This is a genomic window from Stenotrophomonas sp. CFBP 13725, from assembly GCF_014841935.1.
In the GTDB taxonomy this organism is placed as follows: Bacteria; Pseudomonadota; Gammaproteobacteria; order Xanthomonadales; family Xanthomonadaceae; genus Stenotrophomonas.
The window spans coordinates 317286-333154 of the sequence record NZ_JACYUV010000003.1 but is presented as its reverse complement, the minus strand read 5'-3'; the positions used below and the strand labels follow the sequence as shown (position 1 = coordinate 333154).

Annotated in this window: 16 protein-coding genes and 1 tRNA gene; 3 read left to right on the top strand and 14 right to left on the bottom strand. The window is 63.5% G+C overall.

The features are described 5' to 3' along the window. Nucleotides 1-35: 35 nt before the first annotated feature. Nucleotides 36-1697: a hypothetical protein gene (locus IFT65_RS07570; protein ID WP_192080950.1), complete on the bottom strand. Its 1662-nt coding sequence runs from the start codon at nt 1695-1697 to the stop codon at nt 36-38. Nucleotides 1698-1896: 199 nt separating this feature from the next. On the opposite strand from IFT65_RS07570, the gene IFT65_RS07565 reads away from it, so the two are divergent. Next, nucleotides 1897-3300 carry a S41 family peptidase gene (locus IFT65_RS07565; protein WP_192080949.1) on the top strand — a complete coding sequence of 468 codons (1404 nt, stop codon included), beginning with the start codon at nt 1897-1899 and terminating at the stop codon, nt 3298-3300. An 8-nt stretch (nt 3301-3308) separates the two neighbouring features. Here the strand turns inward: IFT65_RS07565 and IFT65_RS07560 are convergent, their stop codons facing one another. The 6 genes from IFT65_RS07560 to IFT65_RS07535 form a co-directional block, all read right to left on the bottom strand. After that, nucleotides 3309-3695 carry a GNAT family N-acetyltransferase gene (locus IFT65_RS07560; RefSeq protein ID WP_192080948.1) on the bottom strand — a complete coding sequence of 129 codons (387 nt, stop codon included), beginning with the start codon at nt 3693-3695 and terminating at the stop codon, nt 3309-3311. 117 nt (nt 3696-3812) lie between these two features. Then, on the bottom strand, nt 3813-4193 hold the full coding sequence (locus IFT65_RS07555; protein WP_188324824.1) for a YbjQ family protein: 381 nt from the start codon (nt 4191-4193) through the stop codon (nt 3813-3815). Between the two features lie 129 nt (nt 4194-4322). Then, nucleotides 4323-5231 (bottom strand): glycoside hydrolase family 43 protein, encoded by a 909-nt coding sequence (locus IFT65_RS07550; protein WP_249405080.1) that lies wholly within the window; start codon nt 5229-5231, stop codon nt 4323-4325. Nucleotides 5232-5400: 169 nt separating this feature from the next. Further along, nucleotides 5401-6192, bottom strand: coding sequence for a hypothetical protein (locus IFT65_RS07545; protein ID WP_192080946.1), 792 nt, complete (start codon nt 6190-6192; stop codon nt 5401-5403). A gap of 93 nt (nt 6193-6285) precedes the next feature. After that, nucleotides 6286-6702: a BLUF domain-containing protein gene (locus tag IFT65_RS07540; protein WP_192080945.1), complete on the bottom strand. Its 417-nt coding sequence runs from the start codon at nt 6700-6702 to the stop codon at nt 6286-6288. A gap of 102 nt (nt 6703-6804) precedes the next feature. Further along, nucleotides 6805-6972: a hypothetical protein gene (locus IFT65_RS07535; protein ID WP_192080944.1), complete on the bottom strand. Its 168-nt coding sequence runs from the start codon at nt 6970-6972 to the stop codon at nt 6805-6807. Nucleotides 6973-7279: 307 nt separating this feature from the next. On the opposite strand from IFT65_RS07535, the gene IFT65_RS07530 reads away from it, so the two are divergent. Then, nucleotides 7280-9712 (top strand): membrane-bound PQQ-dependent dehydrogenase, glucose/quinate/shikimate family, encoded by a 2433-nt coding sequence (locus IFT65_RS07530; protein WP_192080943.1) that lies wholly within the window; start codon nt 7280-7282, stop codon nt 9710-9712. A gap of 234 nt (nt 9713-9946) precedes the next feature. On the opposite strand, the gene IFT65_RS07525 is transcribed toward IFT65_RS07530, so the two are convergent. Then, on the bottom strand, nt 9947-10351 hold the full coding sequence (locus tag IFT65_RS07525; RefSeq protein WP_192080942.1) for a hypothetical protein: 405 nt from the start codon (nt 10349-10351) through the stop codon (nt 9947-9949). Nucleotides 10352-10928: 577 nt separating this feature from the next. Here IFT65_RS07525 and IFT65_RS07520 point away from each other — a divergent pair. Further along, the gene (locus IFT65_RS07520; protein ID WP_192080941.1) at nt 10929-11258 is read left to right on the top strand and encodes a helix-turn-helix domain-containing protein; all 330 of its coding nucleotides are present in this window, start codon (nt 10929-10931) and stop codon (nt 11256-11258) included. A gap of 169 nt (nt 11259-11427) precedes the next feature. On the opposite strand, the gene IFT65_RS07515 is transcribed toward IFT65_RS07520, so the two are convergent. The 6 genes from IFT65_RS07515 to mltG form a co-directional block, all read right to left on the bottom strand. Continuing rightward, a complete protein-coding gene (locus tag IFT65_RS07515) occupies nt 11428-12222 on the bottom strand; it encodes a type I restriction enzyme HsdR N-terminal domain-containing protein (RefSeq protein ID WP_192080940.1) in 795 nt (264 codons plus the stop codon). Between the two features lie 342 nt (nt 12223-12564). After that, nucleotides 12565-12639 (bottom strand) — tRNA-Val (locus IFT65_RS07510). A gap of 66 nt (nt 12640-12705) precedes the next feature. After that, on the bottom strand, nt 12706-13059 hold the full coding sequence (locus IFT65_RS07505) for a PilZ domain-containing protein (protein ID WP_188324833.1): 354 nt from the start codon (nt 13057-13059) through the stop codon (nt 12706-12708). Beyond that, the gene (locus IFT65_RS07500) at nt 13056-14027 is read right to left on the bottom strand and encodes a DNA polymerase III subunit delta' (RefSeq protein WP_192080939.1); all 972 of its coding nucleotides are present in this window, start codon (nt 14025-14027) and stop codon (nt 13056-13058) included. Before IFT65_RS07500 ends, IFT65_RS07505 begins: the two co-directional genes overlap by 4 nt. After that, complete coding sequence (gene tmk, locus IFT65_RS07495) at nt 14024-14689, bottom strand: dTMP kinase (protein ID WP_192080938.1); 666 nt, start codon at nt 14687-14689, stop codon at nt 14024-14026. The genes IFT65_RS07500 and tmk overlap by 4 nt, the downstream gene beginning before the upstream one ends. After that, nucleotides 14686-15747 carry an endolytic transglycosylase MltG gene (mltG, locus tag IFT65_RS07490; protein ID WP_192080937.1) on the bottom strand — a complete coding sequence of 354 codons (1062 nt, stop codon included), beginning with the start codon at nt 15745-15747 and terminating at the stop codon, nt 14686-14688. Before mltG ends, tmk begins: the two co-directional genes overlap by 4 nt. Between the last annotated feature and the right edge of the window lie 122 nt (nt 15748-15869).

The following is a 15869-nucleotide window of genomic DNA, read 5'->3' as shown; positions in this document are numbered from 1 at the left end:
GCACCACGCCACGGAACGCACATCCATCCCAGCCGTCAGGGATACATCGGGAAAGTCCACTGGACGGGGATCGACGTCCACCGGTAGTGCCGCACCTGCAGTCGGGCAATCGGCCGGGGCGTCGCGATTTCAGTGCGGATGGGCAACGTGCTGTTCTCCCATGCGAGGGGCAGCTCGGCGAGCCGGTTGGGCTGCGCGGGTTTCAGCGGAGCGACCGATAACTGCTCGGATGGCATCTCCTTGCCGTCCGAATCGAGTGGCACGACCACCGTGTACAGCCCCGTCTTCTGTTTCCACGTCTGCCGTCCCTGCACCAGCGTCACACGGTGGGCAGAGGGCCTCAGCAGCGTTGCATCGGGATTGCGTGTAGCAAGCGCGCCTGCCTCAAGGGTCTCCGACGTATCGAAGGCGTAGACCTCGGCATCCACCGACATGCGTACGGCTTCCACCTGCCCCAACAGCGCGCGCGACGCACCGAGCGGCAGGTGGAACGGGAAGCTCAGCTCGTTCTGTGCGGCCGAGTACCTCTCTGACAAGAACAAGGTCGGAGTAACAGGATGGGCTTCAAGGCCGATGATCGGTGCCGCCTGTGCGTCCAACAGCTCAACGGTATGCAGCCGCGACATCAGCATGGGCTCGTGCTCGCTTCGACGCGCGCCTGCAGGGGTGGAGGCGGGCATGCGCGCACCGAGGGCCAACCACCGTCCGCTGCCGGTCTCTGCAGGGATCCACAGCGACCCCATGTGCGGCGCCAGTGCGGGAAGTACCTCCGCACCTACCATGTAGTCCTCCAGCGCACCCAATGGCGCGGGATGGTGGGTATACGCAGACGATGCCGGGGACGGCGCGCTGAAGGGTGGCCTGGCAAGCTGCTGATTTATCTGTTCGACATAGCTGACGTAGCTCTCCACCTCGTCCGCCATCTGCAGCATGAGGTCATGGCGCATGTCGGCCAGATGGACACGATGCCGGGTCGCCGGCTGTCCCTTGCTGCCCGGTAGGTTTACCTCCATGCGCAGCTCGATCGGCATGCCATCAACGCGCTGCACGACCAGTCGCCCTTCGCCGTGCGCGCCCGCGCCCGCGCCGTCGAGCGTCATGCCCATCAACACCGCCGTGTCCGTCACCTCGATGACACGCAGGGTGGTCTTCAGGGCGCCGTAGGGCTCGATACGTTGCCAGCCGCTGATGCGGTCACCGACGGCCACCGATGCAGGCAGCGGCACCGGGCGCAGGCCGGGTGCCTGATACGTTGCCAGCAACGCGCCTGCCTCGTTGGGTGATGCCTTCGTCAGCACCGACCAGGCGTTCTGGTCAATCGCACGCAGCGGTCCCGGCTCACCGTCTTTCGTCAGCGGCGCGGCAAACCCGTCGGTCAGTACATCGAGAACTTCGTCGTCCGTGCCTGGTTGCAGATCCAACAGATAACGCGTCACGCCCGACGCGTCGACCTGCCGCGTCCAGAGGGGAGCCAGCTCCAGCTGCGCAGATCCACGACGCGACGCGTGCAGGTCTGCGCGGTAATAGCCGATGTTGGAGACCTCACCATCCTCGGCGGCCTCACTGCTGATCGTATGGCTGACGTAGTACACCGCCGGCCCTTCGACACCGTACTGCGCTGCCAATGCCGGTGCTACGCCAACAACCGCCAGCACCACCACCACTGAGGTGCTGAGACAATGTCGCACTAGATCCATCTGCCCCGCTTCCCTGAAATTAATGACAACGCGAAAGTGTAGCAACGCAGGCCTCAGCCGCGTCCGATTCGCTGGCAGCCACGCTGACGTAGACGTCCGGCACTGCTTTCATCGCATCCTCCACTCGCCCGAGCTGCAGCATGAGGAGCGGCGGCGGCAGTAGACTGAGCGCTCTGCCAAGGATGGAATGGGTTGCAGCATGCGCGCGCACAAGCACTTGAAGAAACGACGCCGCGGCCTGTTGCGAAGGCTAGTGGTGTCCGCCGCTGCTGTAGCCGCACTGCTCGTGTTCTGCGTCGCTGCCTGGATCGCATGGACGGTACCGAAGCCGTGGCGCACGGGCATAGCCAACGTCGGTGCACCGTGCACTCAGAGCTTCGCCGGGAGCCCGGAATCCGCACGCGGCGCGGTGATACGCGTTGTGTCCGAACCAGGAGAGATCTGCGGCTACGCGTACGCACTGCGCCCAGAGGCAGGCGACGCCAGCCAGTACGTGCTCGACGTGGATACGGGCAGCGTGGACGATTCGACGACGCTGTTGGTATCACTGGCGTCCTACGACGGCTGGCGGCGACTTGATCGAGTTCGTCGCCGGATCGAGGGGCCTGCCGACCTGAAAGGCCTGAGGCTGGCCGTTGAGCATTCGCCGCGTACGACGCGCGTGGAGGTCGTTACCTCGGTGCGCGGCGGCGGCGCGTATGCACTGCAGGGCGTCACCTTGCATCCTTCGACTACCCCCGTTGCGCCGGGCATTGCGCTGTACCGCGAGGCGATGGACGTCATCGCCGGCAATGCACTCAACGCCGCGAAACTCCCCGATGATTTCCGCACACAGTGGCAGCCCCGTGAGGATGCGACGTCCGGTGAGGCACGGCGCGCCATTCGCCAAGTGCTGAGAGCGTTGGGCGACCGGCACAGCGTTCTGCTGGACCCCGATCGTCTAGCGGCGCTGCCGCAGCAAGAACACGCGGTGTTCAAGCCCGCGACGTGGAAACTGCTCGATAGTGGCCTCGGCTCTATCCAAGTACCGGGCTTCCTCGGTAGCGACCGTGCGCTTCGAGCGCGCTACACCGCCTCGATAACCGATGCGTTGCAGGCCGGAACTCGCGCAGGCGTGCACGCGTGGGTCGTCGATCTTCGTGAGAACCGGGGCGGCAATATGTGGCCGATGTTGGACGGTCTGGAACCCCTGCTGCGCGGCCAGACGCTGGGCTGGTTCCAGCGGCGGGATGGCAGCCGTACCGCGTGGCGCAACCGCATGACCGAGCGTGCTGCACAGGTAAGCGATCTTGGCCGGCTACCTGTCGCGGTGCTCAGCTCCCATCACACCGCCAGTTCGGGTGAAGCGGTGGTGCTTGCCTTCCGCGGCCGAGCCCGCACGCGCAGCTTCGGTACGCCCACCCATGGTCTTTCAACCGGCAACGCGGGCTTTACGCTGCAGGATGGGACGGTGTTGCAGCTGACCACGACATCATTCGTAGACCGAACCGGGCAGGTCCATGGCGGCCCGATCGAGCCTGACGAGCGCGTTGATTCCCTGCCGCTGATGGATGACGCGGAAGCAGAAGCGGCGCGCTGGTTACGGCGGCAGCGCCTGCCCTGAAGACAACATCACGACCTGCGTTCCATCCCCAGCGGCATGAGCTCGAATCCCAGCATCTCGTAGAACCGCTCCTTGCCCGGATTCGACTTCAGCATGGCATTCGGCGTGCCCGCCAACTGCAGAATGCGTTTGACGAGCGCTGCACCGATGCCCTTGCCTTGGCACGCGGGATCTACGGCGACATCAAAAACAACAGACCAGAGCGTGTAATCGGACAGCGCGCGCGCCGCCCCGACCAACTGGCCGTCGTCGTACGCAAACACCGTGACCTGGCTCTGCCGGAAGAGGGATTCGAGCAATGCGGGAGGTCGATTTCCCAGCCCTGCCCGGCTCAACAGAGCGGCGAGCGCGTCCCAGTCGATTCCCTCTGTCGTGCTCGTGTAGCGGACGTCCATGTGTAAGCATTCTCCGCTGCAGCGAGGTTGTTCAGATCATCTCACGGGGCGGCACCGCCTGATCGGTGCCCACGCCACCCGCACCTCCAGCCCCGATCCAGAGTCCCGTATGCCCTGTCAGCGACTGGGCTCCACCACCACGGCCGTGCCATAGCACAGCACCTCGGTCAGCCCGGTCATGATGTCGGTGGCGTCGTAGCGCATGGCGATCACCGCATTACCGCCCAGGACGCGCGCGTGCTTGACCATGTCCCGGTACGTTTCTTCGCGGGCCTGCTCGCACAGTTCGGTATAGATGGTGATGTTGCCGCCGAACAGGGTCTGGATGCCGCCCAGGAAGTTGCCGACGATGGAGCGCGAGCGCACGGTGATGCCGCGCACCACGCCGAGGTTGCGCACCACGCGGAAGCCCGGAAGCTCCAGCGCGGTGGTGACCATTGAATCATCCAGCAGGTGACCGGTGGAAGGACGCGCTGCGCTGTTGTACGGATCGGCCATGGTGGCGGTTGCCTGTGGTCAGGTGGGAAAGCAGAAGGGTCGATCCGCATAGTGGACTGAACGCGCCACGCCCGCCACGCCGCTCACCCTATGCGCTCGACCGCCCACGCCAGCGCCCTGTCCCTCCTGTCACTTCAGCGGATGTGCCTTGACCCCTTCGTGCGTGATCTTCACCGGCAGGATGTGCCCCTGCGCGTCGAACGACATGCGCTCGATTGCGGTCGCGCGGTGGTGGCGGCTGGTCTCACCCAACGGGCGGCGGTGGTAGACGATGTACCAGTCTTCGCTGCCCGGCGCATGGATCACCGAGTGGTGGCCGGCGCTGGTGGCGATGGCCGGATCCTGCTGCAGGATCGTGCCGATACGCTTGAACGGACCGGTGGGTGTATCGGCGATGGCGTAGGCCACCGCATAGTCCGGCTCCCCCCATCCGCCTTCGGACCACATGTAGTAATAGCGTCCATCGCGCTTGAACATCAGCGAGCCCTCCACGTATTCCGGCGCGGGCGTTATTTCCTTGTACAGCGTCCCATCCGGCAACGGCTGCAGAGCACTGAAGTCGTCCTTCAAGCGCACAATGTTGGCGTGTTTCCAGCCGCCGTAAATCAGGTACCACGTGCCATCGTCATCCTTGAAGACGAACTGATCGATCGGTTGTGCGCCGTTATGGAAGGTACCGATCAGCGGCTTGCCCAGATAGTCGCGAAACGGGCCTTCCGGCTTGTCCGCCACGGCGACCCCGATGCCGCCGACTTCGTCATCGTTCTTGATGTCATTGGCGGAAAAGAAGAAGTAGTACTTGCCGTCCTTTTCCACCACCGACGGTGCCCACAGCGCCTCTTTGGCCCAGCTGATGGCTTCAATCTTCAATACGGCGGAATGCTTGGTCCAGTTCACCAGGTCCGGCGAGGAAAACGCATCGAAGAACACCTGCTCCGCGTAAGGGCGCGAGGTGGTGGGATAGATCCAATAGGTATCGTCGAACACTGCGGCTTCTGGATCGGCGTACCAGCCGGGCAGGATGGGGTTGCCAGACATCGCGTGCTTGCTGTCTTGACCCGCAGGCGCTGCGTGCGCGCCGAACGATAGGGTTGCTGCCATTGCCACAGCGATCAGATTCCTGCCCAGCGCCATGCCCTGCCCTCCCCAAACCGGATTGATGCCTGCAGTATTAGATCGATCTAGGCGGAATGCACGGTGCGCTGCATCAAGGGCCTTCGCCCGGTGCCGCGAAGACAGTTTCGACAAACTCGTCATAGCCTGGCCTGACCGGAGAATCGGCGTGTTCGGAGAGCGCGAGGCGATCCCACAGCCCCTGCTCGAGCACGCGCGCGCGAAAACGTTGTTCGGGGGCCAGGTGATAGTCGATGAGGGTGCCTTGTGCAAAGCCCGCCTGATCGCCCGCCCGTGCCTGCAACATGTAGTAGGCGTTCGCCATCGCGGGATCTTGGAACCCCTCCACCAGCATGTGGATATCGCCTGCGGTCTTCAATGCATAGACGGAACCCGCCCTGGCACTGCTCTCAAGCAGTTCAAGCACCTGTGCGCGTGGTGCGCCCTGCCGCGCGATGCGGTACGCATAGATTGCCTTGGCAGGCTCATTTCCGTTGTTGGCCAGAGCCTGCAGCGTCGGCAGCGGCAGGCCAAGTAGGCGCATCTCCACATCCACGCCCGGAAAACCGTGGCTGTCCAGCCACGCTGCATCCGCCTCACTGATCGCAATTCCGGGCCGCGCCGGATCCCACGGATAGCCCTGGACCCACCCGTGCATGCCCGGCTGCGGCTCACCTGCCAGCGGTAGGGTTGAGGTGCCGGGGGTCTGCACACGCCCAGCATCCGATGACACGCCCGATGAAGCTTCACTGGCCGACATCGCATGTGTCGTAGCCACTTTCTCAGCTGCCGCATCGCGCTTGAAAAACACGCCCCATATCGCGACGGCCACAGCCAGCGTGCCCAGCAACCAATACCCTCTGACCGCCATCGTCCCTGCACTCATCCCCAACTCCGTTGGTAACCCGCGTCATGCGTTTCTATCGCACGCCGATGGAGTCGGGTCAATGTCGTGCAGGCTGATGAGGGTGGATAACCCTTATGCGGGATCCAGTCGGCGATTCACCACATCGAGCAGGTGATCCACCGCACCGGGGCGATGGTGCCCCTGCAGGAAGCCGGACCAGTCAGCACGTGCGATGGACCCCAGCACTATGCTGTCTACATCGAACCGTTTGATCGGCCAGTGACGGAACAGCCGCTTTCCGGCCACCCCTTTGGCGACTTCGATGATGTTCGTATGGCGGCTGGCTTGCCGCACGCGGCCATACGCATCGGTGAGGCCCCTGGCAGGGCCTTCGAGATAGTGCAGGAAGCGCCCACCGTCGAACAGCAACACGCTGCTGACATCGGCACCGCTGTTGAATGCTTCGGCATCGGATACCAGCGCCTGAAGCTCATGGGGGTCGATACGCTTGCTGACCCGGCTTGTGTACACCACCGCTTCCAAGGACATGAAACTCCTTGCGCTTCTGCGCGGCCTAAACCAAGCCGAAAGCGTATCAGCTGAACGCATTCATATTTTTGACGGAAGCTGAATAGGGGTCCGAAGTCAGCCTTAGATTATCGCCCCACCAAGGCGCTGAAACAGTGCGGACAACTCCCCGGCCTCGCTCCAGATAAACCAGAAAATCACAATCGCCGCGATGTAGCGAGCGTCGCGCTTTTTGATTCGGAATGCGTAGTAATCCGAAGCGTTCGATTTCCCTGTGTCGGTTCTGTCCATTGTCGTCGCTCCGCTTATTCAAAAGAAATGGCGCATAGCGGTTTCGACACGACCTGTTGTTTCGCCAACAACCCGCGTCCGTGCAAGCCGCCTGATGCTGCAAAACATTCGCATGAAACAGGGCCCAAATTCCATGCCCTCTTCACCCTAGCAGGCATAGCCTTGCACGGTCATGCGGAGAGGGCATGGCATCAGGCGCCATGCCTCTGTGCCAACCGCGCAGTTACCTGGCCATCGGTTCCCTCCACCACGCGCCGCAAGACGGTCCGGATGGGTCACAGGGACGTCCACCTCCCTCGGAATTAAAATGAACTCCTCGGAAAAACCCATCACTCGCGCAGGCAGGTGGCTACTGTCACTGTTACTGGGCGCATTCGGCCTGTACATGATAGGCGGCGGTATCTGGCTGATATCACTGGGCGGCAACTGGTATTACGCCATCGCCGGCGTACTCAGCCTGGCCAGCGCGATCGGCCTGGCACGCAGGCGACCATCGGCCTCGCTGTGGTTTGGCGCCATGTTCCTGATCACCTTGGCGTGGACCATCTGGGAAGCCGGTACGCGTTACTGGGCGTGGGTGCCGCGCTTTGCGCTGGTGCTGGTCTTTGCCATTGCGTTCTCACTGCTGCTGCCCACGCTGCATGCGCGCGTCAGCCGCCGCAAGGCCGGTGCAGTGACCGGCGTGCTGGTGGCGGGTTTCCTGGTCGCCACTGGACTGGCATTCGTGCCGCATGGCGTAACCGAAGCAGACAACGTGCCCGCCATCGCCGGCAACGTGTTCGAAGCCGGCACCGGCGAAGGCACCGACAGTGCACTGCCCTCCTCCGATTGGCCCAGCTACGGCGGCAACCAGGCCACCATGCGTTATTCGCTGGCCAGTCAGATCACCCCGGAAAACGTAAAGAATCTGAGCGTTGCCTGGACCGCGGAAGTCGGCAAGACACCCACGGATTCGCGCTGGGGTGTACAGAACACGCCGCTGAAAATCGGCGATTCGCTGTTCGTCTGCGGTTATCTCAACACGGTGACCGCACTGGACGCCGCCACCGGCAAGACCAAGTGGACCTTCGACCCCGGCGTGACGTCCAAGGCCGTGCCGTATACCCCGGCCTGCCGCTCGCTGGCTTATTTCGCAGAGCCCGCCACCGCGCCGAACACCGACGTCGCCGCCACCGGTGGTGCCTGCGCAGCCCGCATCATCGTGGGCACACTGGACGCACGGATCATCGAACTGGATGCACGTGACGGCAAGCGCTGCGCATCCTTCGGCAACAACGGCGAAGTGAAACTGACCGAAGGCATGGGCGAGGTCTACCAAGGCTACGTGGCCATCACCTCCGCACCTGTCGTGGTGCGCGATACGTTGATCGTTGGCCACACCACCATCGACGGCCAGCGCGCGTACGGCCCGTCCGGCGTGACCAAGGCGTACGACGTGCGCACCGGCAAGCCGAAGTGGGCGTGGGACGCTGCAACGCCGATGGATACGGCACCGCGTACCGGCACGGACGTCTACAAGCGCGGTTCGCCGGATGTATGGAGCTCGTTCACCGGCGACAACAAGCTGGGCCTGGTTTACCTGCCGGTGGCCAATGCGTCGGGTGATTACTATTCCTCCGAGCGCACACCTGAAGAGCTGAAGTACTCGCCGTCGTTGACTGCGCTGGACGTGGAAACCGGCCAGCCGCGCTGGACCTTCCAGAACACGCACGACGATGTGTGGGACAACGATCCGGGCTCACCGCCTACGCTGTTTGATTATCCGCAGGCCGACGGCACGCGCGTGCCGGCCGTGATCTTCCCGACCAAGAGCGGTGATGTGTATGTGCTCAACCGCGAGACCGGCAAGCCGCTGTTCCCGGTGGAAGAACGCGCTGTCCCGCAGGGTGGGTTCGAGCCGGCTGCGCGCTCGAAAACGCAGCCGTTCTCGCTGTTCAACAGCCTGGCCAAGGGTGATATGACGCCGGAGAAAACCTGGGGCCTGACGCCGCTGGATCAGCTGGCGTGCCGTATCCAGTACCACCAGGCGGATTATCGCGGTCAGTACACCCCGCCCAGCGTGGACAAGCCGATCATCAATTATCCCGGCTACAACGGTGGATCGGATTGGGGTGGCGTCGCGCTGGATCCGGCCCGTGGCCTGATCATCGCCAACTACAACGACATGCCGAACTACACCCGTCTGGTGACGCGTGCCGAGGCCGACAAGAAGGGCTGGAAGGCGCCGCAGATCATCAACGATCCGGGCTACAAGGCACACGGCGAAGGCGCTGGTGATCCGCAGGAAGGATTGCCGGTTGCAGTGGACGTCAACGCCGGCTGGCAGATGAAGTTCACCGGCATGCTGTGCAAGGAACCCCCGTACGGCGGCATCCGCGCGATCGACGTCCGCGACGGCCGCACCGTGTGGGACCGCCCGTTGGGCACCGCCCGCAAGAACGGCCCGTTCGGCCTGCCGACCGGCTTGCCGATCGTCATCGGTACACCGAACAACGGTGGCTCGGTGGTGACCAAATCCGGCTTGGTGTTCATCGCCGCAGCCACCGATGACCTGATCCGCGCCATCGACATCACCACCGGCAAGACCGTGTGGTCGGCCCCGCTGCCCGCCGGCGGCCAAGCCATGCCGATGATCTACGAAGAAGGCGGCCGGGAGTATCTGGTGATCACCGCAACGGGACACCACTTCATGCATACCCCGCGCGGCAACTACGTGGTGGCGTACGCGCTGCCCAAGTAAGCAGGTAACGGGGTCGCATCCCAACGGATGCAGCCCCGTATGCGTTTTGGCTTCCGGCTACGCCTCAGCTTTCGGTAGTGACGGCCGCTGGCCGTCCCGCTTCCCACGAGCCAGCGACACCCCTCAGATTCCATGCCATCAAGGCATCGCAACCAGCATCTACGGCGCGTCGGTGACGCGCTCTGGATCAGGCCACGCGTGCGCGCGCTTTCGAACTGGACGGTGAGGAACCCGTCATCGCAGGGCCAACTGCGTGCCTGCCGATGACTTGATCAACTCGCGGCCGGCAATCAGCAACCCCTCCAGCAGATGATCACCCAGCAGTGTGCCGTCATCGCCATCGCGCCGCGCTATCTGTTCGGCATGGAGAATCTCCAGCGCCGCATCCAGTGCCTGCATCACGCGCAGGGGAACGGCGACCTTGCCGTGCCGCTCCAGGTCCTCGAAACGCGGCGTTACGGCGGCCGGCGCAGCGGGCACGACCACTCGATGGCTGAGATGACCTACCACCGGCGTCAGCCGTTCAAACTCCTGCAGCCGACGCTCCAGCTTTGCAATGAAGCAGGACGGCACGTCGTGGATCTGCTCGCCCAGCAGCGCCGCCACACGCGCGCTGCCCAAGGGCTGTTCGGCTGTCATCGATAGGACCTCGCATGCGTTGAGGCCACCCGCGCGAGGGCGCAAGGTGGCGGACGATGCGGGTTGGCATACCGGAGAAGAAATCGAGAAACCGGCGGATCAGGGATCCCCCGCACCGCCCACCGTGTAACCGTTGGGCAGTGCAGTGCATTCTCCGCCGTGCCCAGAAGGCATAACAGAGCTTCACGGATTTCTTCTGACAGGATGCCAATCCCGGCTGCCACCCCGTGGTGACAGCGTGGCTATCGTGCGCAGCGGTAAGTGCCTGCGTCCATGAGGAAAGTTGGGAAGTGGGTGTTGCGGATGCGTGCCCATCGCATCAGGTCGAATCGACGCGTTTCCCCTGCACTCGACCTTTCCTCGCAGAGGCGCTGAGAGGGCGTGTTCATTGGCACGAGGAGCATGCGACACGCAACGAGGCTGATGAGGCTCGACATCCATGGCCCGACCTACGCAAGCTTCCGCAGACCCAACAACCCGGCAGACGTGGGCTGGACTGAAAATCCTTACGATCGTGGGGAAAATCACCCGCCGACGTCGTTGAAGCTGAAAATCCGCACGATCGCAAGGATTCCCGATGAAGATAAGGCTGCACCGACCCGAGGATCTAGGGCCCTTGGTGCGCGCCACGCGCAAGCAGCAAGGCATGCGGCAGGATTACGCCGCTGAAGGAATCGGCGTCAGCGAGAACTTCCTCGCCAAAGTGGAACGTGGCGGCGGCACCGTTCAGTGGGAGAAGCTCTTCACCGTGCTGACTGAGCTCGGCCTGTACGTCGTGATCGACGTGCCGGATGCGGTAATGGCGTCCGTGGAGAGCAAGACCCGAAAGAGACGTAAAAGGGACCCAGGTTCAAGCGTACGCACACCAAGCAACTCGACCCAAGAAAACGGAATGGCTGACGATTAGCTCGTTTCGCTAAGATCCAATTCGGCTCAGGGCTTGATCAGAAAGCAAAGCCCGGCGGCTCACCGGGCGTGCTTGAGCTGACGCTTTTCTACTGCATCGCACGGGACCAACGAACCAGCCTCATTCGGGCTTTTCTCGGACAGTTGATGAACGGCGCACCTTCTTTATGTCAGGCCTCGGGCACGGCCTGAGCTTCACGCACGGATTGCCTGCTGGCTTGATCCTTCGCGCTCTTCGACTGTGCCTTGCGTATCCGCAGTTGGGCGTCCTTGACCTTCTCTCCGTCCAATACCTCTCGCTTGAGAATCTCGTTGTTCAGCAATTCAACAATTGCCTCGGACTCGATCTTGAGTTCAGGGAAAAGGCGGCGAAGCTCTCGGCGCACGACTGCAACAACGGGCTCACCCAATACCACCTGGGCCACGGTGAACTTGTTGAGCACCGAGATGTGCTGGTGATAGAGGCCCATCGCGTCGGACGTGATGCCCTCCCTGCAGAGCAGGAACAAGCGGCGCTGATCTTCCTCGTTCTTCAGATTCACATCTGCAACGCAGAACGATGAAACAAGTTCGTACTCAATGGGCTGACCAAACTTGATCCGGTAAAGGCGCCACTCCAGCGCGTTGGTCAGCACTATCCACTCGATGCCTTCATGGGCGCCGTAGTTGATCGCTTGCCTTAGATGCGTCTCATTGAGCGCAATGGCAGCAGCTTTAACTTCGATAAGGACGCGGATCTTTCCGTCGATCTTGACGGCCAAGTCGCAGAAGGTGCCCCTGATCTGCTGCTCACTGGTCAGTTCGTTGTACTTGTCATAGCCGAATACCTCGGCCAGCATGTCTTTTACCAGCGTTACGGTATCCGCTTCGGACACATCTTTTGTTTTGTGGGATACCGCTACGGCGACCAGCGGCTTGACCGTCGTGGGCCATCGATCCAAGACTTTCTTCGGAATCTTCAACATACCGCACCCCCTTCCATTGGCAGTGCCTGCATAGTCGCGTTTTGACGTGGTTCACGCAACGTACCCATCGAGCGAATCAGCCCTCCGCGAGTCCGCCGCGCTCATGGTCATCGGGACAGTCGGCTTTTTACTGAAAAGATGGGTCGAAGACAGAAATCCGCTACCTGCAAATCGCATTTACCCTGCGGGCCCGAATCAGCGCCCGGCGCGACGACTTGGCGTTCGCATTCTCTCCAAGGCAGTTATTTCCTGCGACTTCTTTGTCATCTTCCGCATCGCCCACGTCCCAGCCCCACAGACACAAAAAAGCCCCCGTTTCCGGAGGCTTTTTCGACTGAATCATGGTGGGCGGTACAAGGTTCGAACTTGTGACCCTTGCCGTGTGAAGGCAATGCTCTACCGCTGAGCTAACCGCCCGATGCTGCTGAGCCGCTCATTATAGGAACTTTTCCGAGAGCGTCAACACTTTTCACATCGCCGATTTCACATCGTGTGCGTCGGCTTTTCCGACGTGGTCAGACCCGCCAGCAGCGTCTCGATCTTGTGCCGCACGCTCTCCCCTTCCTGGCCGTCGGCCAGCTGCACGCCGATGCCCGCCGTGCGATTGCCCTGCGCTCCGGCCGGGGTCACCCAGATCACCTTGCCAGCCACCGGCAGGCGCTCGCTGGAATCGGGCAGGGTCAGCAGCAGGAACACTTCATCACCCAGGAAGTAGCGCTTGGGCGTAGGCACGAACACGCCGCCATTCTTCACGAACGGCATGTAGGCGCTGTACAGCGCGGCCTTGTCCTTGACGGCAAGGGACAGGATGCCCTGTCGGGCGTTGGTGGCACTCATCGATTACCCCTTGGGTGCTGCCGTTCGTTGACCTTGTTCCAGGCCAGCAACAGTTCCACCACGGCCAAGTCCGCGCGCACGGTGGTGCGCAGCAGGTCGCGGGTCCGGTTGGCAGCGTCGAACCAGGCTGCCAGCTTGTGCAATCGCTCCGGCGCGGTCAAGCCATCGCTGCTGGCCTGGGCCAGCGCGAGGTCCGCCGCGAAGCGCAGACGCAGCGCGGCATCGTCATCGCCGGTCCACTTCTGCGCCAGCGCTACGGCTCCGGTGCGGCCGGCAGCCAGCTGTTCCAGGTCCTTGGTGACTTCGCGGCGCAGCTCCAGCCCCTCTTCGCGCAGCCAGGAATCGGCCAGCCCGGGGTGGCCGCGCGCGGCGTCCAGCGCTTCAAGGGCATCGATTTCACGGTGCCCCTGCTGTTGCAGCCAAGCCAGCGCTTCTTCGCGCGGCGGCAGCTTGAACTCCAGCCGCTGGCAGCGACTGCGCACGGTCTGTGGCAGCCGTGCCGGATCGCTGCTCACCAGCCACAGGTAGCGGCCGGGCTGCGGTTCTTCCAGGGTCTTCAGCAGCGCATTGCAGGCCGCGCGGTTGATCGCATCGGCGGGATCCACGATGACCACCTGGGCGACGCCGTATTGCGGGGTCAACGAGAGCTTCTGGCCGATCTCGCGCACCTGTTCGATGACGATCTCGGTGCGCAGCTTGTCGCCGCTTTTGTTGGGAATGAAGCTGATGATCTGCAGGTCCGGGTGGGTGCCGGCGGCAATCAGCTGCCGGGTACGCTCGGCCTGCGGGCCACCGCCCTGGCTCAGCACGTGCAGCGCCAACGCATCGGCCACGGCACGCTGCCCCAGCCCGGCCGGTCCGCAGATCAGCAGGCCATGGCCCAGGCGCCCGGCATCCAGTGCGGCAATCATCTGGTCGTAGGCGCGCTGCTGCCACGGTGAGAATCCGTGGAGGGGTGTCGTGCTCATGCGCGCTCCTGTTCGTGCAGCCACTGCTCAACGCGCGCCACCACATCGGCAGCGACGCGGTCCTGCGGCTGGCTGGCATCGATCAGCGCGAACCGCTGTGCATCGTGGCGGGCGCGGTCGCGAAAGACTTCACGTACGCGCTGGAAGAAATCGTCCTGCTCGTTTTCGATGCGGTCCGGCCACATGTCGCGGCTGTTGGCGCGTGCGCGGCCGACATCCACATCCACGTCGAGCAGCAGCGTCAGGCCGGGCAGCAAACCGACCACGCGGCGCTCCAGATCGGCGATCCAGTCGGCCTCCAGCCCACGGCCGCCCCCTTGGTAGGCATAGCTGGAATCGGTGAACCGATCCGTCACCACATAGGCACCGCGCTGCAGGGCGGGCTGGATGATCTGGCGCACGTGCTGGGCGCGTGCGGCAAATACCAGCAGCAGCTCGGCCTCGGCGCTCAGCGGTTCGTCGGCGATGTCGGCGTCGGGCTTGAGCACGATGGCGCGGATGCGTTCGGCCAGGGGCGTCCCGCCGGGTTCACGGGTCAGCACGACCTCGTGTCCGCGCGCGCGCAGGGCGGCGTGGATGGCATTGATGGCGGTGGTCTTGCCAGCGCCCTCGCCGCCTTCCAGGCTGACGAAACGCGGGTGGCGCAGTAGCGCGGAACTCATTGCGCCGGGATCTCCTTGCTGCGGTTCTGGCGCAGCTGCTGCAGGTAACGCGCTACGGCCACGTTGTGCTCTGCATAGCTGGCCGAAAAAATGTGCGCGCCACTGCCATCGCCCACCGCCACGAAGTACAGCGTGTTGCCGGGCGCTGGCTGCGCGGCCGCATTGAGCGCATCACGGCTGGGCATGGCGATCGGGGTCGGCGTCAGGCCGGTGCGGGTATAGGTGTTGTACGGCGTGTCGGTGGTCAGGTGCACGCGGCGGATGTTGCCGTCGTAGGCCGGGCCGATGCCGTAGATCACCGTGGGGTCGGTCTGCAGGCGCATGCCCATTTTCAGGCGACGGGCGAACACGCCCGCGATCTGCGGACGCTCGCTGGCCAAGGCCGTTTCTTTCTCGATGATCGAGGCCAGGGTGAGCAGCTCGTACGGCGAGTTGATCGGCAGGTCGTCGGCGCGATTTTCCCAGGCCTCTGTGAGGGCCTTCTCCATGGCGGCATGCGCACGCTTGAGCAGGTCCAGATCCGTGTCGCCGCGCTGGTAGACGTAGGTTTCCGGCAGGAAACGGCCTTCCGGGTGCTCGCCGCCGAAGCCGAGGCGCTGCATCAGCGCGCTGTCGTCGAGATCATCGGTGGTGTGCACCAGCGGCGTAGCGCGCTTGAGCGCGGCGCGCACCTGGCGGATGTTCCAGCCTTCAATGATCGTCAGGCGGTGCTGCAGTACGCGTCCCTGGCGCATGCGCAGCAACAGCTCGCGCGGGGTCAGCGACGCGTCCAGCGCGTACTCGCCTACTTTCAGCTTGCCGGCAGCATCGAGCTGGCGCGCGAGCAGTTGCCACTGCGCGTCCTGGCCTTCGTCCACGCCGGCGGTGCGCAGCTTGCCGAGCACGGTGTTGAAGCCATCGCCGCTGGCGATGACCATGCTCTCCTCGCTGGGGGTCAGCGGGGTGTCGGCGAATTGGCGTTGTTCGTAGTAGAACCAGGCCCCGGCACCGACCGCGATGGCGCCCAGGATGATCAGCGTTCCTACGACAAACAGACACCCGCGCTTGGCTGCCGCCATGGATTACCTCGGGATTTGAATCAGGAGAGCAGGATACCGCGAACGTGCAGCGCCGAGCCGTGCCCGGCGTGAGCGACGCCGGGGCAACAGCTGACGGCCAGCGGCCGTCACTACCCGGTCAA